Source organism: Corynebacterium yudongzhengii, assembly GCF_003065405.1.
GTDB classification, from domain to species: domain Bacteria; phylum Actinomycetota; class Actinomycetes; order Mycobacteriales; family Mycobacteriaceae; genus Corynebacterium; species Corynebacterium yudongzhengii.
On record NZ_CP026947.1, the window covers coordinates 48,160 to 63,402 of the forward strand.

Annotated in this window: 14 protein-coding genes; 8 read left to right on the forward strand and 6 right to left on the reverse strand. The window is 65.9% G+C overall.

Features of this window, described 5'->3' with window-relative positions; translation table 11 throughout:
* Positions 1 to 448: 448 nt before the first annotated feature.
* Positions 449 to 4,300 carry a Rib/alpha-like domain-containing protein gene (locus C3B44_RS00240; protein ID WP_108430597.1) on the forward strand — a complete coding sequence of 1,284 codons (3,852 nt, stop codon included), beginning with the start codon at positions 449 to 451 and terminating at the stop codon, positions 4,298 to 4,300.
* A gap of 46 nt (positions 4,301 to 4,346) precedes the next feature.
* Here the strand turns inward: C3B44_RS00240 and C3B44_RS11700 are convergent, their stop codons facing one another.
* A complete protein-coding gene (locus C3B44_RS11700) occupies positions 4,347 to 4,832 on the reverse strand; it encodes a transposase (protein WP_199906020.1) in 486 nt (161 codons plus the stop codon).
* 105 nt (positions 4,833 to 4,937) lie between these two features.
* Positions 4,938 to 5,177, reverse strand: a complete 240-nt coding sequence (locus tag C3B44_RS11705) for a transposase (RefSeq protein ID WP_108430616.1) — start codon at positions 5,175 to 5,177, stop codon at positions 4,938 to 4,940.
* 85 nt (positions 5,178 to 5,262) lie between these two features.
* Between C3B44_RS11705 and C3B44_RS00250 the strand changes: the two genes are divergently transcribed.
* A complete protein-coding gene (locus tag C3B44_RS00250) occupies positions 5,263 to 5,451 on the forward strand; it encodes a hypothetical protein (RefSeq protein ID WP_199222463.1) in 189 nt (62 codons plus the stop codon).
* Between the two features lie 111 nt (positions 5,452 to 5,562).
* Complete coding sequence (locus C3B44_RS00255) at positions 5,563 to 5,871, forward strand: HigA family addiction module antitoxin (protein WP_108430598.1); 309 nt, start codon at positions 5,563 to 5,565, stop codon at positions 5,869 to 5,871.
* 10 nt (positions 5,872 to 5,881) lie between these two features.
* On the opposite strand, the gene C3B44_RS00260 is transcribed toward C3B44_RS00255, so the two are convergent.
* Positions 5,882 to 6,763, reverse strand: coding sequence for a formylglycine-generating enzyme family protein (locus C3B44_RS00260; RefSeq protein ID WP_268876469.1), 882 nt, complete (start codon positions 6,761 to 6,763; stop codon positions 5,882 to 5,884).
* Positions 6,764 to 6,845: 82 nt separating this feature from the next.
* Here C3B44_RS00260 and C3B44_RS00265 point away from each other — a divergent pair, with 82 nt between their 5' ends.
* A complete protein-coding gene (locus tag C3B44_RS00265) occupies positions 6,846 to 7,805 on the forward strand; it encodes a bile acid:sodium symporter family protein (protein WP_108430600.1) in 960 nt (319 codons plus the stop codon).
* A 34-nt stretch (positions 7,806 to 7,839) separates the two neighbouring features.
* Positions 7,840 to 9,498: a sulfatase-like hydrolase/transferase gene (locus C3B44_RS00270; RefSeq protein WP_108430601.1), complete on the forward strand. Its 1,659-nt coding sequence runs from the start codon at positions 7,840 to 7,842 to the stop codon at positions 9,496 to 9,498.
* Positions 9,499 to 9,555: 57 nt separating this feature from the next.
* On the opposite strand, the gene C3B44_RS00275 is transcribed toward C3B44_RS00270, so the two are convergent.
* On the reverse strand, positions 9,556 to 10,959 hold the full coding sequence (locus C3B44_RS00275) for an MFS transporter (protein WP_108430602.1): 1,404 nt from the start codon (positions 10,957 to 10,959) through the stop codon (positions 9,556 to 9,558).
* A gap of 92 nt (positions 10,960 to 11,051) precedes the next feature.
* On the opposite strand from C3B44_RS00275, the gene C3B44_RS00280 reads away from it, so the two are divergent.
* Positions 11,052 to 11,486 carry a hypothetical protein gene (locus tag C3B44_RS00280; RefSeq protein ID WP_108430603.1) on the forward strand — a complete coding sequence of 145 codons (435 nt, stop codon included), beginning with the start codon at positions 11,052 to 11,054 and terminating at the stop codon, positions 11,484 to 11,486.
* Positions 11,487 to 11,490: 4 nt separating this feature from the next.
* On the opposite strand, the gene C3B44_RS00285 is transcribed toward C3B44_RS00280, so the two are convergent.
* Positions 11,491 to 12,537: an HNH endonuclease signature motif containing protein gene (locus C3B44_RS00285; protein WP_108430604.1), complete on the reverse strand. Its 1,047-nt coding sequence runs from the start codon at positions 12,535 to 12,537 to the stop codon at positions 11,491 to 11,493.
* A gap of 98 nt (positions 12,538 to 12,635) precedes the next feature.
* Positions 12,636 to 13,952 carry a M20/M25/M40 family metallo-hydrolase gene (locus C3B44_RS00290; RefSeq protein ID WP_108430605.1) on the reverse strand — a complete coding sequence of 439 codons (1,317 nt, stop codon included), beginning with the start codon at positions 13,950 to 13,952 and terminating at the stop codon, positions 12,636 to 12,638.
* A 63-nt stretch (positions 13,953 to 14,015) separates the two neighbouring features.
* Here C3B44_RS00290 and bioB point away from each other — a divergent pair, with 63 nt between their 5' ends.
* Positions 14,016 to 15,002 (forward strand): biotin synthase BioB, encoded by a 987-nt coding sequence (gene bioB, locus C3B44_RS00295; protein ID WP_108430606.1) that lies wholly within the window; start codon positions 14,016 to 14,018, stop codon positions 15,000 to 15,002.
* A complete protein-coding gene (gene bsaP, locus C3B44_RS00300; protein WP_108430607.1) occupies positions 15,003 to 15,239 on the forward strand; it encodes a biotin synthase auxiliary protein BsaP in 237 nt (78 codons plus the stop codon).
* The last annotated feature ends 4 nt before the right edge of the window (positions 15,240 to 15,243 follow it).

Here is a 15,243-nt window from a genome sequence, read left to right on the forward strand (position 1 = left end):
AGAGACTGTCTAATCGAATAGACCTTTCTGAAAAAACCTTAAAATAATGCCAATGGCATGGCGCCCGTGGACAAGCGAACCAGAGTTTGCTCAGCAGTTTTCGTGGCGGAGAGAAATGACAGTTCTCACACGAGCACTATCCAGGTCTTCATTTGTCCTAACGAAGGGGATTGAAAGTGGGATCTACTCCATCCCGGATTCGCCGTCGCGGTGTGACCATCGCTGCAGCGGCACTGTCGGTTTCGATGGTCGCAACATTTGCTCAGCCGGTCGCGGCGCCTAATGCGCTTCCGATCGCAGCAGCTCAGGAGGCGGAAGAGGGCGCTCCGGACGAAAACGCCAACGCGCCTGCCGAGAACACGGACGGGGGGACACCCCGACCTCTGATATTCAGGAACCGATCTGGGTCGATGGCCATGAAAACGGCTATGTAACGACCCAGACCGATATGACCAACGCGCAAAGCATCCTTTCGGGACATGCTTACGTGTTGGATAACGCAAACCTAGGCTCCACGGCGACGGGTAACTCCCCGGTGCCGGCAGGCACGACCGTCTACATGCAGTGGATCGATCGTGATGGTGCTGTGTCGCCAGTCTATGCAACGAAGACCCATGATGACATGGGCGGCGGAGATGGTGCCCAGAACGGTCCCGGCGCTTATGTCTTCGACCTGCGCCAGCCTTGGGTTGACCTTGCCGGTAACGAGCACACTTACACCGCGTCGAACGGCCAGTCGTACCGTCTCTGGATTGAGCCCTACGAGGATCCGGTCACGGGTACACTGTTGCAACCGCTCCGTCAGAACGGTGGTGTGTTCCCCGGCGCCTTCCGTAACTCGGCGGGGGCGGACCAGTCTGGTGCTTTGAACTTTATTAACGTTAACATGCAGCGCACTGCTGTCTTCATGGCTCCGCCAGCCGACTACGGCGTGGAAGACTTGGTGCTGCCGGAGGAGGAGTGGGTCAAGGACGACCAAGGGCCGATTTCGAACCCAGCTGTTAACACGAGCGCCAAGCATACTGTTTCGGGCCGTGTTTGGATCGAAAACACTGATGCGCGCCTAGATGGTCCTGGCAAGGATTCGGCTGATCCTGCTGCCGTTGGCTACGAAGTGGTAATGTCGACTCTGACACCGGAGGGTATTACTGCCTACAGTGAGCGGGTAGAAAGGTTTCCGCAAAAGAACCAGACACAGGCAGCTATCGAATTGCTGCGCGAGAACCCCGACTTCATTGCAACTACGGTTGTTGGCAAAACCGATGAAGAGGGCCGTTACACTCTCCGATTCCCAGAAGATCCTGACCTAGGTCAGACTTTGACTAATCAGAGCGAACGCTACCTCTTCGGATTTGTTCGTGACCGCGACGGTAATGTCCGCAAAGCTTACTCGCCGTTCGCTATGTCAACCTACGAGTGGCCGGACAAGATGATTTCGTTCACGCCACAGGCGGTTCCGGCACAGAATCTCGCTACGAGACCGATGTGGCATAATCTCCACTTCGCGGTTCTTCCTTACGCCGCTGCTTCTCTCGAAATCACCAATTTCGATATGCTCGAGAAGCCGGGTTACGCAGGTCAAACTGCAGAGATCGAGGTCACCGGCCAGCTCTCTGATCTTCTGCCGAACAAGATTGAGTGGACTAAGGAAGACGGCACGGTCCTCAAGACCTGCGAGAACTTGACCAGCTTGGAACAGGTTAACGCTTGTACGCTCGAGATTCCTGCAGAGATTGAAAACGATGAGATCGTGACCGCTAAGCTGTTCACTGGCTCCAATGTGATCGCGGCTGATTCCTTCATCGTGAAGAAGCTCGCCGAGGATTTGGTGCCGAACTACGAGGACGGCACCGTGCAGCAAGGCCGCGAGGAGACTATCCCCGCGCCGACCTTCGACAACGAGCGCACGGAGGAAAAGGAGACCGAGCCGGCTCCGGAGGGCACCACCTTCGCCCCGTCCGAAACGAAGGACGGCGACGAGCCCGCTAACAACCCGGATTGGGCTGAAGTCGAGCCGAATACCGGTGCCATCACCATCAAGCCCGGTGCGGACGTTGCGGTCGGTGACTACGAGGTGTGGGTTGAGGTTACCTACCCGGATGGGTCCAAGGACAAGACGTCCGTCCCGATCACCGTTACAGAGAACAACCCCGACAACGCGGCATTCGACCCCTCGTACGAGCCGACTAACGTGACCGTTGGCGAGAGCAGCACCACCAACGATCCGTTTGAGAACGCGGAAGAAGCGGCCCCGGTTAACAACGCTTCCACCAAGGAAGGATTTGAGGCTGACGGCTGGACTTTCGAGGTCGATCCCAACACCGCGGTAATCACTGGTAATGCTCCGAGTCTGGACGAGCTGACCGAGCGTTTCAACGGCTTGGACGAAGGGCAGAAGGGTGACCTGACCAAGGTTGCTGAGGGCCTCGGCGAGGACCTGCTGAACCCGACCGTTCCGGTTGAGATCACCTACGGTGATGACACCACCGATGAGACCAACGCTAACTTCCAGCTCGTTGGTAAGGACGGCAACCCGATCACCGATCCGAACGGCGACTTCGATGGCGACGGCGTCTCGAACAGTGACGAGATCGAGGGCGGGTCCAACCCGTTCGACGAGAACGACACTCCGGCAGAAGAGCCGGCTGCACCGGTTATCCCGGATCCGGTAGCAAAGCAGATCGAGACTCCGCGCGGTGACGTTCCGTCCGCGGAATCGGGCATTGAGAACGCTGGCGACTTCCCCGAGGGCACCACCTTTGAGTGGAAGGAGCAGCCCAACGTCGAGCAGCCGGGCCCCATCTTTGGCACGGTTGTCGTGAACGTTCCTGGCCAGGATGAGCCGAAGGAAGTTGCCGTCCCGATCACCGTTCAGAGTGACGCGGACGTTTTCAACCCGACCCCGCAGGAAGTTTCCACCAACATCGGTGAAGAACCTAACTCGGATGACGGCATCGCGAACCTGAACGATCTGCCTACCGGTACGACCACCGAGTGGGTAGACACCCCGGACGTCTCGACCGAAGGTGTGGTCCCGGCAGAGATCACGGTCACCTACCCCGATGGATCCAGCGAGACCGTCGGCGTGACCGTCAAGGTCAACGATCCGACCGATGATGCTGGCAAGTTCGATCCGTCCTACGACCCGACCCAGGTCAAGGGTGGCGAGACCGCTCAGACGAACGATCCGTTCGCTGGCGCTGAAGACGCCGAGGTCAAGGGCGCTAACGTTCTGGACGGCTTCCAGGCTGATGGCTGGACCTTCGAGGTTGACCCGAACACCGCGATCGTCACGGGTACCGCGCCGGGCCTGGATGTCCTGGCTGAGCGTTTCAACGACCTGCCTGAAGTGCGGAAGGGTGACCTGGTCCTGGTTGGCCAGGAGCTCAACGAGGTTCTGAACCCGAATGTCCCGGTGAACATCACCTACGGTGACGACTCCTCCGAGACGGGCAACGCCCAGTTCCAGCTGGTCGGCCAGGACGGCAACCCGATCACCGATCCCAACGGCGACTTCGATGGCGACGGCGTCTCGAACGGCGACGAGATCGAGGGCAGTTCCAACCCGTTCGACGAGACCTCCACGCCTGAGCCCTCCACGCCGGTCGACGAGAACCCGCCGTTGATTAACCCGGTGGATACCGATGATCGTGAGATCACTGGTACCGGTGAGCCGGGTGAGGAGATCACGGTGACCCTGCCGGATGGCACTGAGATCACCACTGAGGTGGATGATGAGGGTAACTGGACTGTTGAGGTCCCGGAGGGTACTGAGCTCAACCCGGGTGGCACCGTCAGTGCGAATGACGGTAATGGCAACAAGACCGAGATCACCGTCACCGGCAACGGCACCGACACCGACAACGGCTCCAGTGCGGGCAGCGTCGATATCCTGCGCTGTGGCAGCAGCGTCGGCATCTCCCTGCTGCCGCTCCTGCTGATCCCGGGTGCCCTGGTCGGTGAGGTCTTCCGCCCGCAGATCCAGGAAATCAACAACCGGATCCAGCAGCAGCTCGGCCTCTTCAACCCCGAGCTCGCCCGTCTGGCCAACGAGTACCGCCACGTCTTCCAGGGCATCGCAGGATTTACCGCAGTGCTGACCAGCATTGGCCTCATCGCCAACGCCGTCAACGCTTGCTCCCCTACGGAAGGTGGTTCCTCGTCCAGCTCCAACAACGAGGATGAGGGCAGCTCCGCCAACGGCGGCGGCTCCGGTTCCTCCATCGAGGGCGGCTCTAGCTCCTCCTTCGGTGCAGGTTCCTCGTTCGGATCCTCCCGCGGATCCAGCTTCTCCTCCTAGGGCGTGTCTGACAATTTCTTCGGCTAGGTCATGACGGCGATAGTCATCACGCCGGCCCGGTAGACAACCGCGAGCTTGTCGTACCGGGTTGCCACACCCCGCCACTGCTTGAGGTTGCCGAAAACCGTTCCACCACGTTGCAGCCCTTGTAGGACTGCGCATCGAACGTCGGTGGACGCCCACCCTTCGAGCCTTTCCGCTTCCGGGCGGCGATCACGTCCTTTTTCTCCGGGATCGTCGCCGTGATCTTGTGCTCGCGCAGATACCTGTGCACAGCCTTCGATGCATACGCCCTATCCGCGCGCAGTTCATCGGGCCGGGTGCGCGGTCGGCCCACCGTCCCGGGCATCCGCAGGCGTTTCAACAACGGGATCAGCACCGGGCAGTCACCGCGGTGGCCCGCAGTGACGATCATGGTCAGGGGCATGCCGTGGCCGTCGACCAGGGCGTGGACCTTGGTAGACAGACCACCCCGTGATCGGCCGACCGCGTGATCAGGCGGCTCGGCCAGCGGGTTGTTGTAATTCGACAAAGCCCCCTGTGACCCGCGTGATGTTCGTGGCGTGCTGATGGGCCCGGGCGATCGTCAAAGTCCACCGACACCGACCAGTCGATCAGGTCTTCCGTATCGGCCTGTCTAAGAAGTCGCTGAAAGATCACGTCCCAGGTGTCCGTCCTTGGCCATCCGGTTGTGCCAGGTGTAGACCGTCTGCCAGGACCCGAAGCAGGCGGGCAGGTCACACCGCGCGATCCCTGCCCGAAGGCAGTAGAGGATGGCCTCGAGCATCTGCCGGGGATCGGAGAACGGTCGGCCTTTTCTCCCCGTGCGACGGGGCAGAAGCTCTTCGACCATCTCCCACTGGGCATCACTCAACATGTGAAAACGCGACACGGGAGCCAGGGTCCCATGCCACGCTTCCCTCAATTGTCAGACACGCCCTAAACCCAGGACGCTTCATTTCGTGTTCCACTGGTCGTTCTTCTGGGTCGTGTTTCCCGTTGCGGCGATGGCGAGCTGGGGCGCGCGCGGCCTGGCCGGTCTCAGCGACGACGAAGAAGAGATCGCGGACGAACTGGAAGAAAAGGAGTCGAAGCTGCGCGCCGAGAGGTTGCGCCGCGCCGCCGAACGCCGCCGCGAGCTCGGGCACTGAGCCGGCCCGCGCGACACGCCATGACGCGCCGCGGTCACCCGGGTACGTGTCGCGGCGCGTTATGCTCAGAGGCGATTCCACCCGCCGCAAAGTCAAGGAAGTGTAGCGCCCATGGCCACCACTCACGCTGTCGCCGACGCCCCGCCCGGCGAGATCCTCCTCGAGGAGTTCATGGCTCCGCTCGGGTTGAGCCAGAACGCCCTCGGCCGTGCGTTGCGGGTCCCGCCGCGGCGGATCAACGAGATCGTGCACGGCAAGCGCTCCATCACCCCCGACACGGCGCTGCGGCTGGCCCGCTATTTCGGAACCTCTGCCCAGTTCTGGCTCAACGTGCAGCAGAACTACGACCTGGCGAAAAGCCAGCGCGAGCTGGACAGCGTGCTCGCCGACATCGTCCCGCACCCGGACGTCGCGGCCTAGCCGCCGCAGATCACTCCGCTAGTCGGAACCCGAGGTGGCTGGTGGAGGAATCCTCCGTCTGCGGCTGCCGGGCGGGCGGGCGGTAACGGTGGCAGTACTCCGGGGCGCACAGGTGTGAGCCGCCTTTGACGGCGCGGCTGGCGAAGGTGTGGCCGGCGGGCGTCGATAAGCGCCGGGCCGGTGAACAGCACGCCTGGTTGTCCGCGTCGCGGCGCTGGGAGCCGGTGGTGTAGAACGTCGAGGTCCACTCCCACACGTTGCCGATCAGGTCGTAGAACCCGTAGCCGTTGGCCGGGTACGCGCCGACGGGGGAGGAGCCGCGGTAACCCTCGTAGGGGAACCGGCCCTGGAACGTGTTCGCCCGCGTCGGGTCCGGGGTGTCGCCCCACGGGTAGATGCGCTCGCGCGGCGCGCCGCCCCACGCGGCGTACTCGAGTTCCGCTTCCGTCGGCAAGCGGCGCCCCGCCCACTCGGCGTAGGCCTGGGCGTCGGCGAAACTGATATGCACCACCGGGTGGTCCGGGCGCGACTGCCACCCGGAGCCCGGCCCGTCCGGCGCATGCCAGCACGCGCCGGGGGAGAACCGCCACCACCGGCGGTGGTCGTGCAGCGGCACCGGCCCGTCGGTCGGGGTGAACACCAGCGAACCGGCCACCAGCTCGGCGGGATCGACGCCCGGGTAATCCTCCGGCGCCGGCGCCCGTTCGGCCGTGGTGCGGTACCCCGTCTCGGCGACGAACGCCGCGAACTGCGCGTTCGTCACCGGGTGGCGCTCCAGCCGGAAGTCCGCGACCGTCACCTTCCGCGGCGGGCCTTCCTCGGGGTAGAAGTCGTTCGTACCCATCTCGAAGGTCGCGCCGGGGACGTCGAGAAGTTCGGTCAGCGATTCCACAGTGCACCACTTTCCAAGCAAATGTTGGTCCTTGCGACTACAAAGGTACTCACAACCCTCCCCCGCGTACGCTTGAGGAACTATGTTCGATCTCTTCCAACAACTCTCCGGCTGGCTGACCGTGATCTTCGTGGTGTTGAGCATGCTCAACGTCGGTTTGACCCAGGACCCCCGCAAGCTGCTCCAACACCTGCGCGACTGGCAGTACCTGGTGCGCATGCTGGTCGCGAACTTCCTGGTCGTTCCGGGCGTGATGCTGCTGGCCGTGGTCATGTTCGAAATCCCGGCACCCTATTCCTCGGCGCTGCTCATCTTCTCCGCGGCCGCCGGGGCGCCGCTTTTGATCAAACTCACCGCCCAATCCGACAACGACATCGGCCAGGGCGCGACCATCCAAATGGTGCACATGGCGGCGACGGTGCTGCTTCTGCCGACCCTGCTGCCGATGCTGCTCGACGACACCGTCTCCGTCGGCATGTGGGCCATCGCCCAGCCGCTGCTGCTGCAGATGATCACCCCGCTGATCGCCGGAATGATCCTGCGCACCGTCGCCGAGAAGGTGGCCGGCGCGATCCAGACCCCGGTCGCGCGCATCTCCAACATCGCGCTGTACGGGCTGCTCATCTTCGCCGTCCTCGGCTACCTCCCGCAGCTTATCGACGCCCAGCTCTGGGGCGCGCTGCTCACCGGCATGGCCGTGCTGCTCATCGCGTTCTACGTCGGCTACGGCACCGGCCAGGGCCGCCCGGCGCAGTCGCAGCTCGGGGCGCTGGGCACCGCCCAACGCAACACCGCCGCCGCGCTTATCACCTCTAGCCAGTTCGACGACCCGCGGGTGTTCCTCACGGTGATCATGCTCAACACGCTGATGATGTTCCTGCTGCTGTGGCTCGCAACCCGGCTGGGAAACGACGCGAAGATCGCCTTCCTCGAACCCCTCGAAGCGGACATGCCCGGCGGCGTGGAACGCCCCTACTCCGACGACCCCGCCGGCGGCGCCCGGCTGGCCCGCAAACTCCGCCTGCGCAAACCCACCTCCTAAAGACAAACCCACCTCCTAAAGAAAGGACCGACCTATGACCGCCAACCTCTACCGTCAGCCGAACATCCTCATCCTGTGCATGGACCAGTGGGACATGCGCATGGACCTTCCCGACGGCGTCGAACTGCCGTCGCTGCGCCGCCTGCAGAAGAAGGGCGTCACCCTCGACCGCCACTACTGCACCGTCCCGATCTGCACCCCGTCGCGCACCACCATGTGGACCGGGCAGCACGCCATCAAAAACGGCCTGTGGGACAACACCAACTTCCCGTGGGTGTCCTCCCTCGAACCCGGGGCGCCGACGCTGGGCACCATGATGCGCGACCAGGGCTACTACACCGCCTTCAAGGGCAAGTGGCACGTCTCCGACGTCCCGCCGGGCACGTCCGACGCGCTCGAGGACTACGGCTTCTCCGACTACCAGACCTGGGGCGACAACTGGGGCGGGCCGATGGAGGGCCAGACCAAGGACGGCACGGTGGCGATGGAGACCGTCGACTGGCTGCGCAACACCGCCCCGAAGGACGACCCGTGGCTGCTGATCTCCTCGATGGTCAACCCGCACGACATCATGTTCTACCTGGCCCAGGAAGCCGAGGCGGGGCACGAGAAGTCCATGTTCGAGCCGATGATGCACGGCCTGCCGTCGATGGCTGAGCTCACCCGCTGGTGGGACCCCGAGCTGCCGGAATCGGTGCACGACGAACTGTCCCAGCAGCCGCTGGGCGTGCACAACTACAAGGAGTTCATCGAGCTCAACTACACCAACCCGCCGGCCGGCGCGGACGGCGAGGAGATCTGGAAGCAGCGCCGCATCTACCTCATCAACTGCATGCGCCTGGTGGACTGGGAGTTCTCGAAGATCTTCGCGGAACTCGACGCCCAGGACCTCTGGGACAACACCGTGGTGATCTTCACCTCCGACCACGGCGAAATGAACGGCGCCCACGGCATGTCGCAGAAGGGCGGCATCCACTACGACGAAGCGACGGTCGTGAACATGACGGCCGTCGTCCCCGGCGGCGCCTCCGGTGTCGAGACCACCGCCGTCGGCTCCCACATCGACCTCGTGCCGACCTGCCTCTCCTTCGCGGGGCTTGACGACGACATCCGCCAGGAAACCTACCCCGATCTTCCGGGCCGGGACCTGTCGGGCGTGTTCACCGACCCGCGCCACGTCAAACCCCCGCGCGGCGACGCCGACGAGCCCGGTGACGGCGCGCTGTTGATGTGGGATGGCCTCCACCAGGTCGACCCCCAGTGGACGGTGACCGGCGCCATGGCCGAATTGCTCGGCCTGCCCGCTGACACCGAGTTGCGGGCCCAGAAAATGCGCGAGGTCGGCGAGAAGTACGGAGCACCCGACTTCACCCGCCGCACCTTCTACCGCATCGTCGTCGACGGCCGCCACAAGTTGGTGAGGTGGTTCTCGCCGCTGGAGTACGGCCGGCCCCGCAGTGTCGACGAGCTCTACGAGACCTCGGACGTCACCGTCCACGATCTTGTCGCCGACCCGAACGAGATGGAGAACATCGGCCACCCCGACCACCCGGATTTCGACCGCGACCTAGTGCAGCGCCTGCTGGACAAGCTCAACAGTCTCATCGACCGCGAGCTGGGTGAGGACACCTCGCCGCTCGACCTCGATATGTTCGGCACGCGGGAGGTTAAGTACGCGCGCGACGCCGAGTGACACGGCCGCCTTCCCGGTCCCGGACTATCGATGTATGGGGGCGGCGCACCGCGACAGTCAGCGCGCCCGATCAAGCGCGATGGCGCCCATGACGAGCAGGCCCGTGCCCAGCAGCAACCATGCAATGACACCGACCGCGCCGGTGAAGGCATTAAGCGCGTCGCCGCCCCCGGCGGCGGCTGCGGCGTAGAGGGAGCCGAGGAAAGCGGGGGCTAACGCGCCGCCGGTCTGGCGGAACGCGGTGTTCACGGCGCCGGCTTTGGGCGCGAGGTCGGGTGCGCAGGAGTGGACGGCGACGGCCGCGGCCAGGGAGATCATCAACGCGACGCCGAGGCCGATGAAGGCGAGGCGCCAGGCGACGTCGATAAGCGTGAAGTCGCCGGGGAGCTGGGACAGGGCGAAGGTGCCGAGGCCCGCGGAGATGATTCCGCACAGCAGGACGTGCGCGGCGTCCAGTCTGGACATGAGGAACCCGGTGACGGTGAACGCGGCGACAAGTGCGGTGCCGGGCATGAACACCATGTGCAGCGCGATCCGCCACGGGTCGTGGTCGAGGCCCTGGCCCAGGAAGACGACCAGCAAAAATCCCGTTCCGATTACGGTGAACAGCGCCATCGCCGCGGCGAGTGCGGCCGCGTTGAACAACGGTGCGCGGAACATGCTCGGCGGGATGAGGGGCCGGCGGGTGCGGCGCTCGTGCAGCGCGCAGACCACGAACGCCGCCGCGGCGACGAGGTAGGCGAGCAGGGCGGGCGCGGAGAGGAAGCCGGCGGAGCCGCCGCGGATGAAGCCGAAGATCAGGGCGACGATCCCCAGCGTCGCGGTCGCCTGCCCGACGACGTCGAGACCCGGGTCCGAGGTCGGGGCGCGCCGCAGAGCGAACGCGGCGAAACCCGCGACGGCCGCGGCGAGGGCGGCCACGAGCACGTAGACCCAGCCCCAGCTCAGCCATTGGCTGATCACCCCGCCGGCCAGCACCCCGCCGGCCAGCACTCCGCCGGCCAGCCCGCCGGTGGTGCCGCCGACCCACCCGGCGACCGCGCGGGCGCGCCGGGCGGGGTCGGTCACGGTGGTGTTGATCGTCGCCAAGGTGGTGGGCAGCAGCGCGCCCGCGCCGACGCCGGCGGTCGCCTGGGCGGTGAGCAGGAGGGGCATGACGCCGCCGGCGCTTATCGACGCCACCGCCCCCACCGTCGCCCCCACCACCATGAGCAGCAGCGCCGACACGATGACCCGCTTGCGGCCGACGGTCTCGGCGATGACCCCCGCGGAGAGGACGGCCGCCGCCATCGCGAGCAGGTACAGCGACTGCATCCACTGCAGGCCGGCGATGGGGGTGCCGGTGTCGTCGGCGATCTCGGACAGCGACACGGCGACCACGGTGATCGGCAGTTGCGAGGTGAAGACGGCGAGGATGGCGGTGGTCGTCGATAAGCGCTCGGCGCGGCGGGAAGTCTCCATGGGCCCTCATCTTAGGGTGCGAAGCGGTAACAAATCGGTCAAAGCTGCGCTGCGCGGCCGCGCGGGCCGAACCCCGGTTATAGCCTTAAAGTATGAGCACGACACGAATTTCCACCCGCATCGCGTCCGCCGTCGCCGCCGTCGCCCTCTCGCTAGGCATGGCGACCGCCGCCGCGGCCGTCGACCTCAACCCAGCGGCGCTCTCCTCGCAGGCCGGCGTCCCCGTGGTCAACGCGTCGGGGCCAGTCGGCAACTGCCATATCGCCGCGATCCGCGCGGACATCGGGGTCGACGCGATGAACACCGTGACGTTCTGCGACGGCCGGTGGGCCGAGGTCGGCGCGGCAGGCTCCGACTACATCCTGCACGCCACCTGGACGGGCACCCGGTGGCACCTGCCGCCCTTCGACGGGGTGACCACCACCGGTCTGCAGCGCGGCTGCTACACCGCCGAGACCATCGACCGGTTGGGCGCGCCGAATGGACTGCTCACCGAATGTGTCGCGGGGCAGTCGCAGTTGCACTAATGCACTAAAGAAGGTGCATCGCACCGAGCACGGACACCGGGTGGTCCTTGACCAGCGGCGCACCGCCGCCCGGTGGGACCCATTTGAGCAGCCCGTCGCCGTCGCGGATCATGTGCCCGCGGCCCCGGCGCCGGTTGACGCTGTTGTGGTAGGCGCACAGCATCGCCACCTCGGAGGCGTTCGTCTGGCCGCCCTCGCCCCAGTCGGTGAGGTGGTGTGCCTCGCAGGCCTCGGCCGCGCGGTGGCAGTCCGGCCACGCGCACACCGGCGACTCCGCCCGGGCGAGGAGGCGCTGTTTGCGGTTGAACTGCCGCTGCGTGCGGTAGAGGTTCGCCGGTCCTGCGACGGGGTGGTAGAGGCCGACGTAGCTGTAGTCGCTTAAGGTGGCCGCGAGGAATTCGGCGCCGGTCATGGTGGTGCCGTCGGTAAGGGCGAGGGTGACGTCGTCGCCGTGGCCGTCGCGGATGCGGGTGGCGTCGTCGAGGCCGACGATGACCATCGGGGTGACGGTGGTGGGGGAGATGCCGTCGCCGTCGAGAAGTTGGGTCAATGCGGCGCCGCGGTCGGTGTCGGTGAGCCCGACGCCGGTGCGCGAGCCGGCCTTCGCGTCCACGGAGTGCAGCAGGTCGCGGCCCTGGTTCATGCCGGTGAAGAACTGGAAGTGCATCCGCTTCGTGCGGTGATCGACGCGGTGGCGCAGGCGCGGGGTGTCGTCGGCGTCTTCGGGGCTCGGGCGGGTGGCTTCGCGGGCGGCGGCGGCGATCGTGTCGTGGTCCGCGTCCATCGCGGCGAGCTTGCGGGCGTAGTTGTTGATGAGTACCAGCGTCTGCACCGAGTGGCGGTGGTTGTGGGCGGAGGTGGTGACGCGGCGTCGATAAGCGGTGAACCGCGTGGGGCCCAGCAGCTCGCGCGCGGTGCGGCACCACGCGCGGGCCTCGGCGAGTGAGATGCCGGCGCGCGCGACGAGATCCCGCGGGGCCAGCTCGGTGGCGGCGCGGAGGATGTCGAGGCCCCGGCTTTGCAGGGCGGCGATCTCGTCGAGGATGTTCACGCCGCTGAGCTTAAACGCTTCGCAACGCCCCGCCCCGCCCCAGCCGAAAACTGTGGATAACTACGGGGGTGCGGGGTAGTTGTCCACAGGCGCGGTTGTTAGCGAACCATCTTGTTTACCAGTTTCTGGTATGCGGCGACGGTCAGCTCGAGGTCTTCGAGGTAGAGGTGCTCGTCGTGGGAGTGGAGCTGGCGGTTGGCCTCGGCGAGGTCACGGCCGGGGGCGTGCAGCGCGAAGCCGTAGCCGACGCCGCCGAGCCGGCGCGCGAAGCGTAAATCAGAACCGCCGGTGGCGCACACGGGCACGACCTGCGCATCCGGCATGAGCTCGTGGTAGGTGGAAACGACCGCGTCCCACAGCGGGCCTTCGGTGGGGGAGACGGTCGCCGGCTCGGAGATGAGGCGTTCGATGGTGACTTCTTCGGCGAGGTCGCCGAGGGCGTCGCGGAGTAGGGCGTCGATGTCGTCCTGGCTGGTGCCCGGGGTGGGGCGGATGTCCATCTCGAGATACCCGGTGGAGGGCAAAACGTTGATCGGGCCGCCGGCGTGCGCGACGGTCTGCGAGATCGTGGTGTGGGAAAACGCGTGCGCGTGGGCGGCGAGGTTGCCGAAGACGTCGTAGTCGCCGTCGCCTTTTTTGAGGGCGACTTCGGTGGCAGGGTCGAAGCGGAAGGCTTCGACGAAGCCGGTCCACAGGTCGTCGGCAAGTACGGGGGGTTCGGCGGCGGCGATGCGGCGGGCGACCTCGCCGAGCTTGACCACCGTGAAGTCCTTGCCGAAGGGCGTGGAGCCGTGCCCGGCGTCGCCGACGACGGTGATGCGTCGCTGCGCCGCGCCTTTTTCGCCGACGTTGATGGCGAGGGCGTCGGAGCCGTCGGCAAGCGGCAGGTGCGAGCCGGCGGTCTCTGAGAGGCAGTTCTTCCAGCTGAAGGCGTCGGGTTCGTTCTCCGAGATCCATTTCGCGCCCCAGCCGCCGCGGGCTTCCTCGTCGGCGAGGCCGACGAACGTGAGCGTGCCGCGCGGGCGGCCGGCGCGCGCGACCTCGCGGGTGACGGCGGCCATGGTGGCGGTCATGAACAGCATGTCGACGCTCCCGCGGCCGTAGAGCTTGCCGTCGATGATCTCGGCGGCGAAGGGGTCGACGGTCCACTTCGATTCGTCAACGGGCACGACGTCCGTGTGGCCGAGCAGGGTGAGCGGTTCGGCGGCGTCGTCGGTGCCGTCGACGGTGAACGCGATGGAGACGCGGCCCGGGTGCGGCTCGAAGCGGCGGATGCGCACGTCGGTGTCGGCGAAGAACTCCTCGAGGGTGTTGGCGTTGCGGTACTCGTATCCGGTGTCGCCGGTGAAGTCGTTGACGCAGGCGTTGCGGATGAGTTGGCGCAGGAGTTGGAGGGTGTCGTCGTAAAGCGTCATGGCCGCCATCCTAACCACCGCGCCCACTTGAACGGTGTTTAACGATCGGGCTATGCTATCGCCATGGCTGACATCTTGGACCGTATCCGCAGCACCGTGCTCGAGGCCGGCGAGCCCGCGGGCGCCGAGGACCTGCTGGAGGTGCTGCACATCGAAGACGCGCGGCTGGCGGAGCTCTCCGCGCTCGCGCACGAAGTGCGGCTGAAATGGTGCGGCGACATCGTCGAAGTCGAAGGCATCATCTCGCTGAAAACCGGCGGCTGCGGCGAGGACTGCTCGTTCTGCTCGCAGTCCGGGCTGTTCAACGAATCGCCGGTGCGCGCGGTGCGTCTCGACGTCGCGGAGCTGGTCGAGGCGGCGAAGCAGTCATCGAAAAACGGCGCCACCGAGTTCTGCATCGTCGCCGCCGTGCGCGGGCCGGACGAGCGCCTACTCGACCAGGTCCAAGACGCGATCGTGGCGATCGAACGCGACGTCGACATCAATATCTCCGCCTCGCTGGGGATCCTCACCGCCGAGCAGGCCGCCCGGCTGCGCGAGATGGGCGTCAAACGCTACAACCACAACCTGGAAACGGCGCGCTCGCACTTCCCGCAGATCGTCTCCACCCACGACTGGTTAGAGCGCCAGCGCACCCTAGAGCTCGTGCGCGACAACGGCATGGAGATCTGCTCCGGCGGGATCATCGGGATGGGCGAGACCCTCGAACAGCGCGTCGAATTCGCCCAGCAGCTCGCCGCGGTTGAGCCCTGCGAGGTGCCCATCAACTTCCTCGACCCCCGGCCCGGCACCCCGCTGGCCAACTACCCCGTGCCCACGCGCGGCGAGTCGCTGCGCGCCATCGCGATGTTCCGCTTCGCCATGCCGCGCACCATCTTGCGCTTCGCCGGCGGCCGCGAGCTCTCGCTTGGCGACGACGGCACCGAAGCCGGCCTGCTTGGCGGCATGAACGCGATCATCGCCGGCAACTACCTCACCACCCTCGGCCGGGCGGCCGAAAAGGACCTCGACATGCTCGACCGCCTGCAGCTGCCGCTGAAGGTGCTGTAGATGGGCGCGCTGGCAGAAGCCGTGGTCAGCGGCGATAAAGCCGCCTACGACCCGTTTACCGGAACCGCCGTGGGGACCGTCGGGGAGGGGTGGTCGCCGTCGGCACGCGCGGGGCTGGAAGCGCCGCGATACTGCCAAATCTGCGGGCGGCGCATGGTCGTGCGCATTCACCCGATAGGCTGGACGGCGCGGTGCTCGCGCCACGGCGAGCTCGACTCCACGCTGCTGGAACGCTAGGCGC